Here is a 16,182-nt window from a genome sequence, read left to right on the forward strand (position 1 = left end):
CCGCCGCCGCCTCCTCCGCGGTCGCCGCCCGCGCCTTCGGCCCCAGCTCCGCGACGAGGTCGGCCAGCGTCTCCGGGCCGCGCGAGTTCGCGATCACCACGTCGTAGCCGTTCGCCACCGCGACGCGCGCGACCTGGCTGCCGATGTTGCCTGCACCGATGATTCCGAGAGTAGTCATGTTCGGCCCAACGCCGAGCGGGCGACTCTATTCCCGTGAATCGGTCATCGGGGACGGCTCACAGGCGCGTCAGCGCGTCCTCGGTCGCCACCCACGCGAGCATCGCGCACTTCACGCGCGCGACGTACTTCGAGACCCCGCCGAGCGCGGCCGCGTCGCCGAGCAGCTCCTCGTCGGGGGCGATCGTGCCGCGCGAGCGCATGGCGTCGCGGAACGCCGCGATGCGCACCTCGAGCTCCGGCACGCTGAGCCCCTCGGCGAGCTCGGCCAGCAGCGACGCGGACGCCTGCGAGATCGCGCACCCGTGCCCCTCCCACGCGATGGCATCGATCGTCCCGTCGTCGCCCCGGTGCACCTGCAGGGTGATCTCGTCACCGCACGTCGGGTTGAGCTGGTGCGACTGCGCCGGGATCTCGTCGCGCAGCCCGTAGCCGTGCGGCGTGCGCGAGTGGTCGAGGATCAGTTCCTGGTACAGGCTCTGCAGGTCGCTCATGCGCCCCTCCGGAAGAAGTCGATCGCCCCGGCGACACCCGCGATCACGGCGTCGACCTCGGCCTCGGTCGTGTACAGGTACGTGCTGGCCCTGGTCGACGACGTGACCCCGAGCCGCCGGTGCAGCGGCTGCGCGCAGTGGTGCCCGACACGCACCGCGATGCCCAGGTCGTCGAGGAACTGTCCGACGTCGTGCGCGTGGATGCCCGCCACGTCGAAGCTCGCGAGTCCCACGCGCGGCAGATCGATGCCGGCTCCGAGCACGCGCACGCCGTCGATCGCGCGGAGCCCGTCCACCAGGCGCCGGCCGAAGGCGGCCTCGTGCGCGGCGATGCGCGACATGCCCACCTCGTCCAGGTAGCCGACCGCCGCGGCGAGCGCGATCGCCTGCGACACCCGCTGCGTGCCCGCCTCGAAGCGCTGCGGCGGCGGCAGGTACTCGGCCTCGGTCGTGGTGACGGTCGTGATCATGGAGCCGCCCGTGAGGAACGGGGGCATCGCGGCCAGCACCTCGCGCCGGCCGTACAGCGCACCGATGCCCGTCGGCCCCAGCATCTTGTGGCCGGAGAGCACCGCGAAGTCCACGCCCAGCGCCCGCACGTCGAGCGGCAGGTGCGGGGCGGACTGGCACGCGTCGAGGAGCGTCAGGGCACCGACCCCGCGGGCGAGCGCGACCAGCTCGTCGACCGGGTTGATCACGCCGAGCACGTTGGACACGTGCGTGAAGGCGATCAGTTTCGTGCGGTCGGTGACGAGCTCGGCGGCCACGTCGAGCCGGAGGGCGCCGTCGTCGTCGAGCGGGATCACCCGCAGCGTGGCGCCCGTGCGCGCCGCGAGCTCCTGCCACGGGATGAGGTTGGCGTGGTGCTCCATCTCGGTGGTGACGATCTCGTCTCCCTCGCGGAGGCGCAGGCGCTCCGCGGCCGCGCCGCCGCGTCCGAGCGAGGCGTTCGAGAGGGAGTAGGCGACGAGGTTGATCGCCTCGGTCGCGTTCGAGGTCCACACGATCTCGTCGTCGTCGGCACCGACGAAGCGGGCGACGGCGGCCCGCGCATCCTCGAACAGCTCGGTCGCCTCGGCCGCCAGCGTGTGCGCACCCCGGTGCACCGCGGCGTTCAACGTGGTCGCGTAGTCGCGCTCGGCGTCGAGCACGGCGTCCGGTCGCTGCGACGTCGCGCCGGAGTCGAGGTACACCAGCGGATGGCCGTTCACCTGCGCGCGCAGGATCGGGAAGTCCCCGCGGATCCGCTGCACCTCGGTCTCGGTCAGCGGTGCGATCACGTCGACTCCGGGAGAAGCGCTCATCGTTCCAGTCTCCCATCTTCCGGACGCGGCCGGCGCGGGGGTCTGGGGCTACGACATGCGCGCGAGCCGGGCCCTGGCCATGCAGAACACGCCGTACAGAGCGAACCCCACCCCGACCGCGCCGAGCACCAGCCCGCCCAGCGGCAGCGCGAGCAGACTGTGCAGCGCCGCATCCAGTCCCGCCGCCTTCTCCGGGTCCTGGGTGACCGCGGCGACCACGAAAAGCACCCCCGTCACGGCGACCGCGACGCCCTTGCCGAGGTAGCCCGCCACCCCGAGCACCACGATGCCCGCGCGCCCCGCGCCGGTCGGCAGCTCGATCAGCTTCTCGAACGACCGCGTGATGCCGCTGCCGATGAAGCCGAGGCCCACGCCGACCACCGACAGGCCGAGGATCACCAGCAGCGCCACGCCCCCGGGCGCCGACAGCACGATCTCGCTGAGCGTGCGCGACGCGTCCTCCGACTCGGCACGACCGCCCACCGCGTAGATGATCGCGAGGACCGCGACCACGAGATAGGAGCCCGAGATCCCGGCGAGCTTGATACGACGGCCCCACTTCTTCGTCTCCGCGGGGTCGGCGGCGAGGAAGGCGCTGGCGATCTGCCAGGCGGCGAGCGCGATGAGCCCCACCGCGATCGACAGCAGCAGCAACCCGCCGATGGGGTTGTCGCGGATGCGCTCCATCGCCCCGTCCTGGTCGGCGTCGCCCGAACCGCCCACCGCGATGCTGAGGGCGATCGCGCCGATCACGACGTGGATGAGCCCCAGCACGACGAAGCCGACACGGGCGGTCCTCCGGAACGCGGTCGAGTCCTTCGCCGCGCGCGCCGCATGCTTCACGCTGCTCATGGGGGAAGCGTATCGCTCGGCATCCGAGCCGAAGAGGGGGTTGCTTTCGTCCGCGCCCGCGGTGAACTCACTCGACCCGCGCGACCGGCTGCCGCAGGATCGTGCGGAGTTTCGCGGGGTCGGTGCGGCGGATGTCGCTCAGGTACACCTCGTGGTGCCGACCGGTCATGCGCAGTCCGTGCTCCGGGATGAAGCGGTGGTGCAGCTCATCGAGCACCGGGGCCTCGTCGTCGAAGGGGCCGACGTGGAGCGTCTGCACGCACAGCCCCTCGTGCAGGGTCTCCAGCCGCACGGAGCGCAGGGCCGGCAGGGGCTCGCGCTTCTTCGCGCTCTTCGCCTCGACGGTGTCGACCGCCCGCGCGAAGAGGTCGGGGGTCACGTGGTCGCCCACCAGGAGAAGCAGCGTCCACTCCCACTGCGACTTGTCCCGGCGCGACGTGAACGACTCCATGTCGGCCGCGTGCCACAGCCCCTCGAGCGGCATCACGACGGTGTCGATGCCGAGCTCTTCACGGCTCGCGAACTTGAGCGTGTACGCCAGGGGGAACAGCGCCGCCACGGCCTGCGCATACACGGGCGACGTGTTGGGGTCTCCCGCGCCGTCGATCATGAGGTACCGCAGCGGCGGCACCTCGAGCACGCGGAACTCTCCGCGTCGTGCGCGGTAGGAGTCGAGGGTCTTCTTGGGGTCGATGGCCGCCATCGCCTGCCTCTCTGGGTGGGACTGCTCGGTGCGGCACAGTGTGCCAGGGGCCTCCGACACCGGGGCGGGACGGCTCGGCCGCCCCGCCCCGGTGACTCACTCCGCTTCCACGGGCAGCCACAGCTCGCACGAGGCCGTGTCTCCGCGGAACTCGCGATACCGCACCATCGACGGACCGGGGCGCAGTCGCCACGGGTTCGACGGGAACCACTCGGTCGCGGTGGCCGCCCACAGGTCCTGCAGGGTCTGCGGGAACGGGCCGTCGGCGGCGAACACGGCCCAGGTGCCCGCCTCGAGCCGCAGCACGTCGAGATCCTCCGGCACCGGGGTCGTCTCCTCCAGCGCGACGCCGTGGAGATACGTGAGCGGTGTGCCCTCGGGCGCGTCCGGCTCCACGTCGGCTGTCACGGCGAGGATGCCCGAGGGCTCCGCGTCGTTCAGACGCTTGAGCCGCGCGTGCTCCTCCGCCGGGATGGCCGCGATGTGCTGCTGGATGTGCGGGTTCTCGCCGCGGTGGATCAGCGGGACCTGCGTGGCATGACCGACCAGCTGGAGGGCGGGTCGGGGGGTGATGGTGACGTCCATCGGGGTGCTCCCTTCGACGCTCAGGCGGAACCGGAGCGTGGGTTGTGTACGGAGAGGACCCCCGTCACGGCGCGCCTCGGCCGGACCGATGCCGTGCACGGCGCGGAACGCCCTGCCGAACGCCTCGACCGAGCCGTAGCCGTGCCGCACGGCCACGTCGAGCAGGCTCGGCGCACCGCCGACCAGTTCCGCGGCGGCGATCGTCATCCGCCGACGGCGCACGTACTCCGACACGGGCATGCCCGCGAGGGCGGAGAACATCCGCCGCAGGTGGTACTCGGTCGTGCCGTGCGCACGCGCGACGGCCGCGACGTCGAGCTCCTCGTCTGGCGCGGCTTCGACGCGGTCGATCAGGGCGTTGAGGGTGCCGATCATGGGTTCCTCCTTTCCCCACCAGCGTGTCCGTCCATCGGGGTGCGGCACCCGATCATTCTGGTCCGTTCCGGTCGTGTGCCGCCGCTCCCCCGCAGCGTTCACACCCCGTTTGACTGCACTGTGAACACGCATCCCGTATCGTCGGAGTTTCTGGGGGAGCACGGGGAGCGAGTCGGCATGCAGGTGAGAGACCTCCTCTTCGGCGTCCCCTCCGGCCTCCCGCCGCTCGCAGACACCGAGGATCCGTTCGCCGACGCCCTGGCTCTCGTGGACGCCCAGGTCACGCGCGTGATCGTCGACATCCCGGCCGGTGTGGTCGGGGTGCTGCTGGAACTGCGCCAGTCGACCCGGCTCCGCGGCACGACGGCCCTGCTGCGGGTGACCGGGGCGGTGCGCCAGGAGTGGACGGGCTCCGCGTCGGCCAACCGCTTCACGGCGTGGTCGATCACGGACGCTGCGATCGACCGCGACCTCACCGCGATCCGCATCGCCCTGCACTGCCTGCCGGCGGGGTCGCTGCACCTGACGGGGACCGCGGCGGACTTCGTGCTGCTCTCCGCGCGACCCGATCGCACGCCGCCCTCCTCGACCGATCCCGCCGCCCTGCTCCGGTTCGGCGTGGTCGACGAGTCCACCGTGTGCGACCCGCTCGGCGCCGCGCACCTGCGCTCCTCGGCACCGTTCCCGCGCCACTGAGCGGCGACCGCACGGGCGGACCGCAGGCGACTCGTGCTGCGCGATCGCTCGAGATCGAGCGCCGTACCGTGATCGCGGTTCGAGGGGGAAGAACTGGCGGAGACGAGGGGATTTGAACCCCTGGTCCCCGTAAGGGGACTCCACCTTAGCAGGGTGGTGCACTAGGCCGGACTATGCGACGTCTCCAGGCATCCGGCCCGAGAGCGCGGATGCACTCGACCAGTGTAACGGGTTCGACGCGCCCTGACGAACCGCGGGCACGGCCGCGCCTCCCGACCCGCGCGCGACCGGCTGGGATACTGGCCGCGCGCGGGAGTCACACCACCGCGACGGAGAGGATCGCCATGAATCCGCACCCGCACGTCGGCGCTTCCCTGGGCACCGAGGACAGCGCCTGGAGCTACCGGGCGGTCGGCTACGCGATCGTGCTGCTGCTCTTGGGCGTCTCGTACGGCCTGTGCGCCGCGCAGCCGAGCGCCGACCCGAGTCCGTGGGCGTTCCTGGTCATGCTCGCGACGGTCGCGATCGTGTTCCGCGTGACGGGCGCCCGTGCGCTCGTGCAGCGGGTGACGTGGGTCGTGCTGTCCACCGCGGGCGCGGCGGCCCTGCTGGCGACCTTCTTCGGCACCGGCAGTCCCGCCCTCGCCGTCGGGCTGTCCGCGGCCTCGATGGTGGCACTGCTCGTCGCACCGTGGGCGATCATCGCGCATCAGGTCACGCGACGCGGGCTCGACATCGAGGCGCTGCTCGCCGCGGTGACGGCGTACATCCTGGTGGGGATGTTCTTCGCCTTCGCGTACAACCTCGCCTCGCAGTTCCTGTCGCAACCGCTCTTCATCGGAGCGGAGACCGACTCGCTCGGCGATCAGCTGTTCTTCTCCTTCACCGCCCTCACCACGACCGGCTACGGCAACCTCATCCCCCGGGGCGCCGGCATGCAGGCCGTCGCGGTGGCCGAGGGCATCACGGGGCAGCTGTTCCTGATCACGGCGGTCGCCCGCATCATGCGCGGCGCGAGCGCCCAGCACCGGTCGTCGGCCTCAGCCTGACGGCATCGCCGGCGGGGTCACGCGCCGGTCGTGGAGCGCCGCGCCACCAGCTCGGGGCGGAACAGCACGTGCTCGGGCTCCGGCGCCCGCTCCCCCTGACCCCGCAGCAGCAGATCGACCGCGGTGGAGCCGATCAGGGCGGCGGGCTGACGCACCGAGCTGAGCGGGATCACGGCGGCCGCGGCGAAGTCGATGTCGTCGTAGCCGATGATCGCGATGTCGTCGGGCACCCGGGCGTCTCCGGTCATCACGAGGCTCTGCAGCAGGCCGAGCGCGACGAGGTCGTTCGCCGCGAACACGGCATCCGGACGATCCGCCGGGGCGCGGCCGAGGATCCGCGACCCCGCCTGCCTCCCCTCCTCGACCGTGAGAGCGGCGGTCGCGAGGAACTCCAGGGCGACCCCGGCGTCGGCGGCCGCGGCCTGTGCCCCGCTGAGCCGGTCGGACACCTGCCGCAGCGACACGGGCCCCCCGACGAAGGCGATCCGCCGACGGCCGACTGCGAGCAGATGCTCCATGGCGATGCGGCCGCCCTCCACGTCGTCCACGGCGACCGAGGCGAAGCGCTCGTCCTGCGACTCCCGGTCGACGAGCACCGCGTGCGTGCCGCGCTCGTGCATGCGCGCCAGACGCGGCAGCGACTCGGCCACGGGCGTCACCAGCACGCCCGTCACCCGCTGCTCCTCGAACAGGTCGAGGTGCATGGCCTCGCGTTCCTGCTTCTCGTCGCTGTTGGCCACCAGCACCGAGAGCCCGTGCTGATCGGCGCGCTCCTCGGCGCCGCGGATCACCTCAGCGAAGAAGGGGTTGCGGATGTCGAGCACGACCAGTCCGATCGTGCGGCTGCGTCCGGCGCGGAGCTGCCTGGCCGCGTCGTTGCGCACGAAGCCGAGCCGATCGATCGACGCCTGGACCCTGGCCACCGTCTCGGCGGCCACCTTCTCCGGCCGGTTGAGGACGTTCGACACCGTGCCGACCGAGACACCCGCGTCCTCCGCGACCTCGCGCACGCTGACCGCCATCCGCGACCTCCCGTCCTCCGGCGTGTGAAACGACTCACATTCCGCTCGGGACTCACACTCTCATGCCGTCTTGACAGCAGTCAACACATCGCCTAACCTCATCTCCGACAGGGTTTGAAACGATTCATTCCCTCAATGGAGAGAGAAATGATGTCCTCACCCGCGACGGCGCCCGTGCTCGAGCTCGCCGGCGTCCAGAAGGCCTTCGGCTCGGTGATCGCCCTGCGCTCCGGCACGATCACGGTCGACCCCGGCTCCATCCACGCGCTCGTCGGCGAGAACGGTGCCGGGAAGTCCACGCTCGTGAAGATCGTCGCCGGCCTCTACCAGCGCGACGCCGGAACGTTCCGCCTGAACGGGGCCGACGTGGACTTCACCTCCACCGCCCAGTCCAAGGCAGCCGGTGTCGCCGTCATCTACCAGGAGCCGACGCTCTTCCCCGACCTGTCGGTGACCGAGAACATCTTCATGGGCCGCCAGCCCCTCGGACGCTTCGGCCGCATCGACCGGAAGGCCATGCGGCACGAGGTCGAGCGGCTCTTCACCCGCCTCGGCGTCACCATCGACCCCGACCGCCCCGCGGAGGGGCTCTCGATCGCCGACCAGCAGGTGATCGAGATCGCCAAGGCCGTCTCCCTCGACGCGGCACTGCTCATCATGGACGAGCCCACCGCCGCCCTGTCCGGCGTGGAGGTCGAGCGCCTGTTCGCGATCGCGCGCAGCCTGCGCGACGAGGGGCGCGGCCTCATCTTCATCTCGCACCGCTTCGACGAGGTGTTCGCCCTCTGCGACACCGTCACCGTGATGCGTGACGGCGCGTACATCGCCACCTCCGCCGTGGCCGACACCACGGTCGACGAGCTCGTGCGCCAGATGGTGGGCCGCGAGGTCGCCGAGCTGTTCCCCAAGCAGGAGGCCGCGATCGGCGAACCGCTGCTCGAGGTGGAGGGCCTCACCAGCCCCGGGCTCTTCCACGACATCTCCTTCACCGTGCGCGCGGGCGAGATCGTCGGACTCGCCGGGCTCGTCGGCGCGGGACGCAGCGAGGTCGCCCGGGCCGTGTTCGGCGTGGACGGCTACCGCGAGGGCACGGTCCGCATGACCGGCCGGCGCATCCCGCCGCGGCGCCCCGTCGACGCCATGCGGGCGGGACTCGCGCTCGTCCCCGAGGACCGTCGCAAGCAGGGCCTCGTGATCGAGTCCGGCGTGGGCGGCAACATCACCCTCGCGATCCGCCGGCGTCTGGCCCGGCTCGGCCTGCTGACGACCGCGATGGAGAACCGGGCCGCCCGTGAGTGGGCCTCGCGCCTCGAGGTGAAGACGCACGCGCTCGACACGGTCGCCGCCACCCTCTCCGGCGGCAACCAGCAGAAGGTCGTCCTGGCCAAGTGGCTCGCGACGCAGCCCCGGGTGCTGCTGATCGACGAGCCCACCCGCGGCATCGACGTCGGCACCAAGTCCGAGGTGCACCGGCTGCTCTCCCAGCTCGCCGGCCAGGGCATGGGCATCCTCATGATCTCGTCGGAGCTGCCCGAAGTGCTCGGCATGGCCGACCGGGTGCTGGTGATGCGCGAGGGCCGCATCACCGCCGAGATCCCCCGCTCGGAGGCCACCTCCGAGAACGTCATGTTCGCCGCGACGCACGCATCGGAGCTCTCCTCGTGACCACCGCCATCCCCGTCTCCGCGCTCACCACGCGCATCTCCGGCATCGGCAGGGCGCGCGAGTTCGGCATCCTGCTCGCCCTGGTGCTCGTGATCACCGCCGCGACCCTCAACAACCCGAAGTTCCTGTTCAGCGCCGACGGCTGGCGCGACCTGCTGCTCACGCCCTCGATCCTCGTGCTCGTCGCGGTCGGTCAGGCCATCGTGCTCATCACCCGCAACGTCGACCTCTCCGTCGGCTCGGTCATGGGCCTCACGGCCTACCTCACCGGACGGCTCTTCATCGACGTGCCCGGCATCCCCATCGTGCTCGTCGTGATCGCCGCCGTCGTGCTCGGCGCCCTCCTCGGACTCATCAACGGCGCCCTCGTCGCCTACGCGAAGGTGCCCGCCATGGTCATCACGCTCGGCACGCTCTACGCCTACCGGGGCATCAACGTGCTGTGGACCGGCAGCGACCGCGTCAACGCCTCCGACCTCCCCCGCGACTTCCTGGCGCTGGGCACCGGACAGCTCCTGGGCATCCCGATCCTCGCGGTCGTCGCGGTGATCGTGCTCGCCGCGGCCGCCTGGTACCTGAAGAACACGCGCGGCGGGCGGGAGTTCTACGCGATCGGCTCCGACCCCGCAGCCGCCGAGCTGTACGGCCTGCGCGTCACGCGCCGCGTGCTGACCGCGTTCGTCCTGTCGGGTGCGCTCGCCGGGCTCGCCGGGGTGTTCTACGCGGCACGCTACGGCACCATCAACTCCCAGGCCGGAGCCGGATGGGAGCTCGACGCGGTCGGCGCCGCGGTGATCGGCGGCGTCGCCATCACGGGCGGCATCGGCTCGGTCTGGGGTGCGGCGATCGGAGCCGTGCTGCTGCTCACCATCAACCGTGCCCTGCCGATCCTCGGCATCCCCGACTTCTGGCAGCGCGCCGTCGTCGGCCTGCTCATCATCGGCGCCATCGTGCTCGACCGCGTGCTCGCGGTCCGGCAGAGACGGCGGCTCATCGAGGCGAGGGACCAGTCATGACCACCGCGACCACCACCACCGCGAGCGCCCGCGTCATCCGCGACTACGACAAGCCGCTGTGGCGCCGGCTGCTCCTCACGCGCGAGGCCGCGATCGTCGGGCTGCTGATCGTCGTGGCCGTCGTGGCCGCCACGAGCATCCGCGGCTTCGGTCAGCCGATCACCCTCACCTACCTGCTGCTCGACATCGCCCCGATCCTGCTGATCGCGCTGCCGATGACGCTGATCATGATCACGGGCGAGATCGACCTCTCGGTCGGCAGCATGGTCGGACTGTCCAGCGTGGTCACCGGAGCGCTCGTGCAGGGCGGCCTCCCGTTCGAGATCGCCGCGCTCGCCGCGCTCGCGGTCGGCATCGTCGGCGGCGCGTTCAACGGCTTCCTGGTGACCGTCGTCGGGCTCCCCTCGCTCGCGGTCACGATCGGCACGCTCGCGCTCTACCGCGGCCTCGCGGTGGGCCTGCTCGGCACGGCCGCCGTCACCGACTTCCCGGAGATCTGGAGCGACCTCGCGAAAGCCAAGATCGCCGGCACGCCCATCCCCGTCATCACCATCCCGTTCCTGGTGCTGGTGGCCGTGTTCGCGGTCCTGCTGCACTTCACCCCGTTCGGTCGCGGCGTGTACGCGGTGGGACTGTCGAAGGACGCCGCGCACTTCTCCGGCGTGCACGTCGAGCGCACCAAGCTCGTGCTCTTCGTGCTCTCCGGCGCGGTCGCCGCCTTCGCCGGCATCTTCTACACGCTCCGCTACGGCAGCGCCCGCGGCGACAACGCCACCGGCCTCGAGCTCCAGGTGATCGCCGCCGTCGTCCTCGGCGGGGTGTCCGTCTTCGGCGGTCGCGGCAAGATCTACGGCGTCATCGCCGCCGCCTTCCTCATCGGGGCGCTCGCGAGCGCGCTCCGCCTGGTGAACGTCACCTCCGACGTCATCAACATCATCACCGGCACGCTCCTCGTGATCTCGGTGGTGGCCGCAAGCGTCCTGGCCTGGCTGCAGAAAGCACGCCGCCGACCGGGCAGAACCCCCGCCGGTGCCGGCACCACAGCGCCAGGGGCACCGATGGACGCCGCGACCGCGGCATCCCCCGACGAAAGGAACGAACAATGACGTTTGCACGCAAGCGCGTGACCGCCTTCGCCGCCCTCGCGGTGGCCGCGGCGGTCGCCCTCACCGGCTGCGCCGGATCCGGCGACGGCGGCAGCGGCAGCGGCGGAGAAGGCGGCGGCGACGCCTCGATCACCTTCCTGCCCAAGAACCTCGGCAACCCGTACTTCGACACGTCCAGCGAGGGTGGCAAGAAGGCCGTCGAGGAGTTCGGCGGCACGTTCTCCGAGGTGGGACCGGCCGAGGCCACGCCCGACGCCCAGGTCAGCTACATCAACACCGCCACGCAGCAGGGCGTCGGCGCGCTCGTCGTCTCGGCGAACGACCCCAAGGCCATCTGCGACGCCCTGAACGAGGCCCGCGACGCGGGTGTCAAGGTCGTCACGTTCGACTCCGACACCAACACCGAGTGCCGCGACCTGTTCATCAACCAGGCCGACTCCGAGGGCATCGCGAAGGTGCAGATCGACCAGATCGCCGAGCAGATCGGCGGCGCGGGCGAGATCGCGATCCTCTCCGCCTCGGCCAACGCGACCAACCAAAACGCGTGGATCGACCTGATGAAGGAGTACGTCGCGAGCGACTACCCCGACATCACGATCGTCGAGACCGTGTACGGCGACGACGACGACCAGACGTCCTTCGACAAGACCGCGGCACTGCTGCAGAGCCACCCCGACCTGAAGGGCATCGTGTCGCCCACCACGGTCGGCATCGCGGCCGCCGCGCGCTACCTCTCCACGTCCGACTACAAGGGCACCGTGGCCCTCACCGGGCTCGGCACCCCGAACCAGATGCGCGAGTACGTGGAGGACGGCACCGTCACGTCGTTCGCGCTGTGGAACCCGGAAGACCTCGGCTACCTCGCCGCGTTCGCCGCCCACGCCCTCATCGCCGGAGACATCACCGGCAAGGAAGGCGACACGTTCGACGCGGGCGACCTCGGCGAGTACACGGTCGGCGCCGACGGCGTCGTGCTGCTGGGCGACCCGTTCGTGTTCGACGCCGACAACATCGGCGACTTCGACTTCTGAGTCGCCCGTCCGGCCGGTGCCGCGTGGCACCGGCCGGACACCGAAAGGACCCTCATGACCCGCGTGGCCTTCCAGCTCCAGGTGCGCCCCGAGCTGCTCGACGAGTACGTGGCCAGGCACTCCCCCGTGCGGCCGGAGATGCTGGCGGAGATCGCCGCCGCCGGACGACGCGACTACAGCCTCTTCCTCGGCGCCGGCGGCACGCTCTTCGGCTACTACGAGACCGACGACGACCGGGCGGCCCAGGCGTACCTCGCCGCGTCGCCCGTCGCCGCGCGGTGGGAGGCCGAGATGAGCCGCTTCTTCGTGGGCCTCGACGGCCGCCCCGATCAGGCCGCCACCTCCCTCACCGAGGTGTTCCACCTCGAAGACCAGCTCGCCGCGGCGAGCGCCACCGACTCCTCCGCCACCACCGACACCGAAGGCCGTGCATCGTGAGCATCCTCACCCCCGACATCCTCGCCGCGCTCGAGAAGCAGAGCATCGAGCTGCCCAGCTGGGCCTTCGGCAACTCCGGCACCCGGTTCAAGGTGTTCGGCACGCCGGGCACCCCGCGCGACCCCTACGAGAAGATCGCCGACGCCGCCCAGGTGCACGCGCACACCGCCCTCGCGCCGACCGTGGCGCTGCACATCCCGTGGGACCTGGTCGACTCCTTCGACGACCTGCGCCGTCACGCCGAAGACCACGGCGTGACGCTCGGCACCGTCAACTCCAACACCTTCCAGGACGACGACTACAAGTTCGGCGCGCTCACGCACGAGGACGCCGCGATCCGCCGCAAGGCCATCGACCACCACCTCGCGTGCATCGACGTCATGGACGCCACGGGCAGCCGCGACCTGAAGATCTGGCTCGCCGAGGGTTCCAACTACCCCGGGCAGGCCGATCTGCGCGGTCGTCAGGACCGCCTGCACGACTCGCTGCAGCAGATCTACGCGCGCCTCGGCGACGACCAGCGGCTCGTGCTCGAGTACAAGTTCTTCGAGCCCGCGTTCTACCACACCGATGTGCCGGACTGGGGAACGTCGTACGCCCAGGTGAGCGCGCTCGGTGACAAGGCCCTCGTGTGCCTCGACACCGGTCACCACGCGCCGGGCACGAACATCGAGTTCATCGTGATGCAGCTGCTGCGGCTCGGCAAGCTCGGCTCGTTCGACTTCAACTCCCGCTTCTACGCCGACGACGACCTCATCGTCGGCGCGGCCGACCCGTTCCAGCTGTTCCGCATCCTGTTCGAGGTGATCCGCGGTGGCGGCCTGAACAATCCCGACGTCGCCTTCATGCTGGACCAGTGTCACAACGTCGAGGACAAGATCCCCGGGCAGATCCGTTCCGTGCTGAACGTGCAGGAGATGACCGCGCGTGCCCTGCTGGTGGACCGCGAGGCGCTGTCTGCCGCGCAGCGCTCGGGCGATGTGCTGACGGCGAACGCCGTGTTCATGGACGCGTTCTCGACCGACGTGCGCCCGGCGCTCGCGGAGTGGCGCGAGTCGCGCGGCCTGCCGGCCGACCCGATGGCCGCCTACGCGGCGTCCGGGTACCAGCAGCGCATCGCGGAGGAGCGCGTGGGCGGCGTGCAGGCCGGCTGGGGAGCCTGACCCACCGGCGCGAACCGTCGCTCGTCTGCCATGCTCGACGCATGTCCTCCCCCGACGAGAAGCCCTCCCGCCGCGGCGCGATCATCGGTCTGCTGTTCTTCGTGATCGGCACCCCGCTCGCGGTCTGGCTGCTGTACACGGTGCTGCCGTGAGCGCGGACCTCCACATCGCCGACCGGGTGCTGGACGGACCGCACGGCGCGCTGCGCGTGCGCCTCTACACCCCGGCGTCGCCGACCGGCGCGGGTCTCGTCTGGGCGCACGGCGGAGGCTTCGCGGGCGGCGACCTCGACATGCCGGAGGCGGATGCGGTGGCGCGGGCCTTCGCGGCGCACGGCATCGTCGTCGTGAGCGTGGACTACCGCCTGGCGCCGATGACCCCGGACTGGACGAGCCGCCTGGGCTCGCCGGAGCGCGGCGGCATCCACTACCCGGTGCCGCACGACGAGATGGTCGCCGCGTTCCGCTGGGCCGTGTCCTCCCCGATCGCCGCGCGGGGATGGGCGATCGGCGGCGCGAGTGCGGGCGGCAACCTCGCCGCCGGCGCCGCCCTGCGACTGACCCACGACGGCGGACCGGTCCCGGGCCTCGCGGTCCTGGCCTATCCGACGCTCCAGGCCGTTCAGGACGCCCCCACCCGCGAGCTGCGCGCCCTGCTGGACGCGCAGCCGGACGCCGACGTCTTCACCGCCGCGTTCGTGCGCGGCATGTACGAGAACTATCTGGGCGGACCGCTGGACCGCGCCGACGTCTACGCGATCCCGGGGACCGCCGCGCCCGCGCAGCTCGCGGGCTTCCCCCCGACGATCATGGTCAACGACGAGACGGACGAGCTGCGCATGTCGGGAGAGGCCTTCGCGCGCGCCCTCTCGGCCGCCGGCGTCGACGTCGACGTGTCGACCGAGCCGGGCACCACCCACGGGCACCTCAACCGCCCGGACGCCCCGGCGTTCGCGGCCACCGTCGAGCGCTTCGCCGAGCGCCTGCGACAGCTTCCCTGAGGTGCCGGGCGCCGTGGCCGCCTCAGCGACTGGTGTAGCCGCCGTCGATGGGGAGCGAGACGCCCGAGATCATCGCGGCGCCGTCGCCCAGCAGGAAGACGATGGGCGCGGCGATGTCGTCTTCGGTGGCCCACCGGTGCAGAGGCATCGCGTCGAGGAAGGGACCCTCGATCTCGGGGCGTCCCCAGTACCAGGCCGACATCGGCGTCATCACCACGGTCGGGTTGACGCTGTTGACCCGGATGCCGTGGCCGCCCAGCTCGAGCGCCGAGACGCGCGTGATGTTGTCGAGCGCCGCCTTGGACGAGCCGTAGGAGATGTGCCCGGCGAGGGCGACGAGGCTCGCCTGGCTCGACACGTTCACGATCGCGCCGCCCTTGCCCCCGCGGATCATCTCGCGCGAGGCGTACTTGGTCACCAGCAGGGCCCCGCGCGCGTTGATGCTCATGACCCGGTCGAACACCGAGATGTCGGTGTCCATGGGGGTGGCGATCTCGCCGCCCCAGCCGCCGCAGTTGACGACGCCGTAGAGGTCGCGGCCCTCGATCGCCGCGCGGATCTCGCCCTCGTCCTCGAGGTCGAAGGCGAGCGGCGTGGCGCCGGTCTCGCGTGCGATGTCGGCGACGCTCTCCGCGGTGCGGCCCGCGGCGAGCACGTCGGCGCCGGCCGCGACGAGGTGGCGGACGGTCGCGCCGCCAATGCCGCCGCCGGCGCCGGTGACGAGGATGGTGCGGCCCTGGAATTCGGTCATGCGCGTCTCTCTCCATCGAGGGGTGTTGTCCGGTGCCCCGGGTCGCTTGACACCGGTGACATGGCCAGCGTAGCGTGCTCCGCAGTCGCCCACATCGTCCCTCGCCCTCCGATGCCCCGCGTCGACCACAGGAAGACCACGAAGCCGTGATCCAGACCCCGCCGCCCGCGCCCGACTCCGACGTCGCGCTCTCCGATCTCGTGGAACGGGCGCGGCGTCTCATCGCCGACGGCCGCCGCCGCATCCTCGGGATCGCCGGCACCCCCGGCGCCGGGAAGTCGACGGTGAGCGCCGCCCTCCTCGACGCGCTCGGGCCGCAGGCGGTGGTCGTGGGCATGGACGGCTTCCACCTCGCGAACGCCGAGCTCGTGCGCCTCCATCGCCGCGACCGCAAGGGCGCCCCCGACACCTTCGACGTCGACGGCTACCTCGCCCTGCTGCGGCGGCTCCGGGCCCCGGCCGACGGCGTCGTGTACGCCCCCGCGTTCGACCGCGGGCTGGAGGAGCCGATCGCCTCCGCGATCCCGGTCCCCGCCGACGTGCCGCTGATCATCACCGAGGGCAACTACCTCCTGCACACCGGACACGGATGGGAGCGCGTGCGCGAGCTGCTCGACGAGAGCTGGTTCCTCGACGTCGAGCCGGACACGCGCCGGCGGCGGCTGGTGGCACGACGCCGCAGCCACGGCCATCCCCTCGACGAGGCGACCGCGTGGGTGCGCGACGTGGACGAGGCGAACGCCGCCGTGGTCGAG

18 protein-coding genes and 1 tRNA gene are annotated in these 16,182 nt (G+C 71.5%); 10 read left to right on the top strand and 9 right to left on the bottom strand.

Annotation, left to right across the window (positions count from 1 at the left end; all coding sequences use genetic code 11):
- The 6 genes from DW309_RS06780 to DW309_RS06805 all read right to left on the bottom strand — a co-directional run.
- On the bottom strand, window positions 1-178 hold a 178-nt coding region (locus tag DW309_RS06780), incomplete at its 3' end, for an NAD(P)-binding domain-containing protein (RefSeq protein WP_168387202.1).
- Between the two features lie 58 nt (window positions 179-236).
- Window positions 237-671, bottom strand: coding sequence for a Fe-S cluster assembly sulfur transfer protein SufU (sufU, locus tag DW309_RS06785; RefSeq protein WP_136028966.1), 435 nt, complete (start codon window positions 669-671; stop codon window positions 237-239).
- Window positions 668-1,975 carry an aminotransferase class V-fold PLP-dependent enzyme gene (locus DW309_RS06790; protein WP_136044936.1) on the bottom strand — a complete coding sequence of 436 codons (1,308 nt, stop codon included), beginning with the start codon at window positions 1,973-1,975 and terminating at the stop codon, window positions 668-670. Before DW309_RS06790 ends, sufU begins: the two co-directional genes overlap by 4 nt.
- Window positions 1,976-2,023: 48 nt before the next feature.
- Window positions 2,024-2,827 (bottom strand): DUF1206 domain-containing protein, encoded by an 804-nt coding sequence (locus tag DW309_RS06795; protein ID WP_136028962.1) that lies wholly within the window; start codon window positions 2,825-2,827, stop codon window positions 2,024-2,026.
- Window positions 2,828-2,894: 67 nt separating this feature from the next.
- On the bottom strand, window positions 2,895-3,530 hold the full coding sequence (locus DW309_RS06800) for a GyrI-like domain-containing protein (RefSeq protein ID WP_136028959.1): 636 nt from the start codon (window positions 3,528-3,530) through the stop codon (window positions 2,895-2,897).
- 96 nt (window positions 3,531-3,626) lie between these two features.
- Window positions 3,627-4,490: an AraC family transcriptional regulator gene (locus tag DW309_RS06805; protein WP_136044937.1), complete on the bottom strand. Its 864-nt coding sequence runs from the start codon at window positions 4,488-4,490 to the stop codon at window positions 3,627-3,629.
- A gap of 177 nt (window positions 4,491-4,667) precedes the next feature.
- Between DW309_RS06805 and DW309_RS06810 the strand changes: the two genes are divergently transcribed.
- Window positions 4,668-5,186: a hypothetical protein gene (locus DW309_RS06810; protein WP_136044938.1), complete on the top strand. Its 519-nt coding sequence runs from the start codon at window positions 4,668-4,670 to the stop codon at window positions 5,184-5,186.
- A gap of 94 nt (window positions 5,187-5,280) precedes the next feature.
- Here the strand turns inward: DW309_RS06810 and DW309_RS06815 are convergent.
- Window positions 5,281-5,372: transfer RNA gene (locus tag DW309_RS06815), tRNA-Ser, on the bottom strand.
- A gap of 158 nt (window positions 5,373-5,530) precedes the next feature.
- On the opposite strand from DW309_RS06815, the gene DW309_RS06820 reads away from it, so the two are divergent.
- The gene (locus DW309_RS06820; protein ID WP_136028680.1) at window positions 5,531-6,235 is read left to right on the top strand and encodes a potassium channel family protein; all 705 of its coding nucleotides are present in this window, start codon (window positions 5,531-5,533) and stop codon (window positions 6,233-6,235) included.
- 17 nt (window positions 6,236-6,252) lie between these two features.
- Here DW309_RS06820 and DW309_RS06825 read toward each other — a convergent pair whose 3' ends face one another.
- On the bottom strand, window positions 6,253-7,257 hold the full coding sequence (locus DW309_RS06825) for a LacI family DNA-binding transcriptional regulator (RefSeq protein WP_136035599.1): 1,005 nt from the start codon (window positions 7,255-7,257) through the stop codon (window positions 6,253-6,255).
- A gap of 147 nt (window positions 7,258-7,404) precedes the next feature.
- Between DW309_RS06825 and DW309_RS06830 the strand changes: the two genes are divergently transcribed.
- From DW309_RS06830 to DW309_RS06860, 7 genes are all read left to right on the top strand, one after another.
- Window positions 7,405-8,922 (top strand): sugar ABC transporter ATP-binding protein, encoded by a 1,518-nt coding sequence (locus DW309_RS06830; protein ID WP_240753144.1) that lies wholly within the window; start codon window positions 7,405-7,407, stop codon window positions 8,920-8,922.
- A complete protein-coding gene (locus DW309_RS06835) occupies window positions 8,919-9,938 on the top strand; it encodes an ABC transporter permease (RefSeq protein ID WP_240744485.1) in 1,020 nt (339 codons plus the stop codon). The genes DW309_RS06830 and DW309_RS06835 overlap by 4 nt, the downstream gene beginning before the upstream one ends.
- Window positions 9,935-11,044 carry an ABC transporter permease gene (locus DW309_RS06840; RefSeq protein WP_136028677.1) on the top strand — a complete coding sequence of 370 codons (1,110 nt, stop codon included), beginning with the start codon at window positions 9,935-9,937 and terminating at the stop codon, window positions 11,042-11,044. The genes DW309_RS06835 and DW309_RS06840 overlap by 4 nt, the downstream gene beginning before the upstream one ends.
- Complete coding sequence (gene rhaS, locus DW309_RS06845) at window positions 11,041-12,075, top strand: rhamnose ABC transporter substrate-binding protein (RefSeq protein WP_136028676.1); 1,035 nt, start codon at window positions 11,041-11,043, stop codon at window positions 12,073-12,075. Before DW309_RS06840 ends, rhaS begins: the two co-directional genes overlap by 4 nt.
- Before the next feature lie 54 nt (window positions 12,076-12,129).
- On the top strand, window positions 12,130-12,513 hold the full coding sequence (locus DW309_RS06850) for an L-rhamnose mutarotase (RefSeq protein WP_136028675.1): 384 nt from the start codon (window positions 12,130-12,132) through the stop codon (window positions 12,511-12,513).
- Complete coding sequence (gene rhaI / locus DW309_RS06855; protein ID WP_136028674.1) at window positions 12,510-13,676, top strand: L-rhamnose isomerase; 1,167 nt, start codon at window positions 12,510-12,512, stop codon at window positions 13,674-13,676. Before DW309_RS06850 ends, rhaI begins: the two co-directional genes overlap by 4 nt.
- A gap of 148 nt (window positions 13,677-13,824) precedes the next feature.
- Complete coding sequence (locus DW309_RS06860) at window positions 13,825-14,676, top strand: alpha/beta hydrolase fold domain-containing protein (protein ID WP_240744484.1); 852 nt, start codon at window positions 13,825-13,827, stop codon at window positions 14,674-14,676.
- 22 nt (window positions 14,677-14,698) lie between these two features.
- Here the strand turns inward: DW309_RS06860 and DW309_RS06865 are convergent, their stop codons facing one another.
- Window positions 14,699-15,427 carry an SDR family oxidoreductase gene (locus DW309_RS06865; RefSeq protein ID WP_136028673.1) on the bottom strand — a complete coding sequence of 243 codons (729 nt, stop codon included), beginning with the start codon at window positions 15,425-15,427 and terminating at the stop codon, window positions 14,699-14,701.
- A 146-nt stretch (window positions 15,428-15,573) separates the two neighbouring features.
- Between DW309_RS06865 and DW309_RS06870 the strand changes: the two genes are divergently transcribed.
- Window positions 15,574-16,182 (top strand): nucleoside/nucleotide kinase family protein (locus tag DW309_RS06870; protein WP_205812654.1); only part of this gene is annotated, 609 nt, incomplete at its 3' end.

Source organism: Microbacterium sp. K41, assembly GCF_004794395.1.
GTDB classification, from domain to species: Bacteria; Actinomycetota; Actinomycetes; order Actinomycetales; family Microbacteriaceae; genus Microbacterium; species Microbacterium sufflavum.

Coding starts and splice junctions, on each gene's coding strand:
- sufU (WP_136028966.1), bottom strand. CDS start 671: ATGAGCGACCTGCAGAGCCTGTACCAGGAACTGATCCTCGACCACTCG.
- DW309_RS06790 (WP_136044936.1), bottom strand. CDS start 1,975: ATGAGCGCTTCTCCCGGAGTCGACGTGATCGCACCGCTGACCGAGACC.
- DW309_RS06795 (WP_136028962.1), bottom strand. CDS start 2,827: ATGAGCAGCGTGAAGCATGCGGCGCGCGCGGCGAAGGACTCGACCGCG.
- DW309_RS06800 (WP_136028959.1), bottom strand. CDS start 3,530: ATGGCGGCCATCGACCCCAAGAAGACCCTCGACTCCTACCGCGCACGA.
- DW309_RS06805 (WP_136044937.1), bottom strand. CDS start 4,490: ATGATCGGCACCCTCAACGCCCTGATCGACCGCGTCGAAGCCGCGCCA.
- DW309_RS06810 (WP_136044938.1), top strand. CDS start 4,668: ATGCAGGTGAGAGACCTCCTCTTCGGCGTCCCCTCCGGCCTCCCGCCG.
- DW309_RS06820 (WP_136028680.1), top strand. CDS start 5,531: ATGAATCCGCACCCGCACGTCGGCGCTTCCCTGGGCACCGAGGACAGC.
- DW309_RS06825 (WP_136035599.1), bottom strand. CDS start 7,257: ATGGCGGTCAGCGTGCGCGAGGTCGCGGAGGACGCGGGTGTCTCGGTC.
- DW309_RS06830 (WP_240753144.1), top strand. CDS start 7,405: ATGATGTCCTCACCCGCGACGGCGCCCGTGCTCGAGCTCGCCGGCGTC.
- DW309_RS06840 (WP_136028677.1), top strand. CDS start 9,935: ATGACCACCGCGACCACCACCACCGCGAGCGCCCGCGTCATCCGCGAC.
- rhaS (WP_136028676.1), top strand. CDS start 11,041: ATGACGTTTGCACGCAAGCGCGTGACCGCCTTCGCCGCCCTCGCGGTG.
- DW309_RS06850 (WP_136028675.1), top strand. CDS start 12,130: ATGACCCGCGTGGCCTTCCAGCTCCAGGTGCGCCCCGAGCTGCTCGAC.
- DW309_RS06865 (WP_136028673.1), bottom strand. CDS start 15,427: ATGACCGAATTCCAGGGCCGCACCATCCTCGTCACCGGCGCCGGCGGC.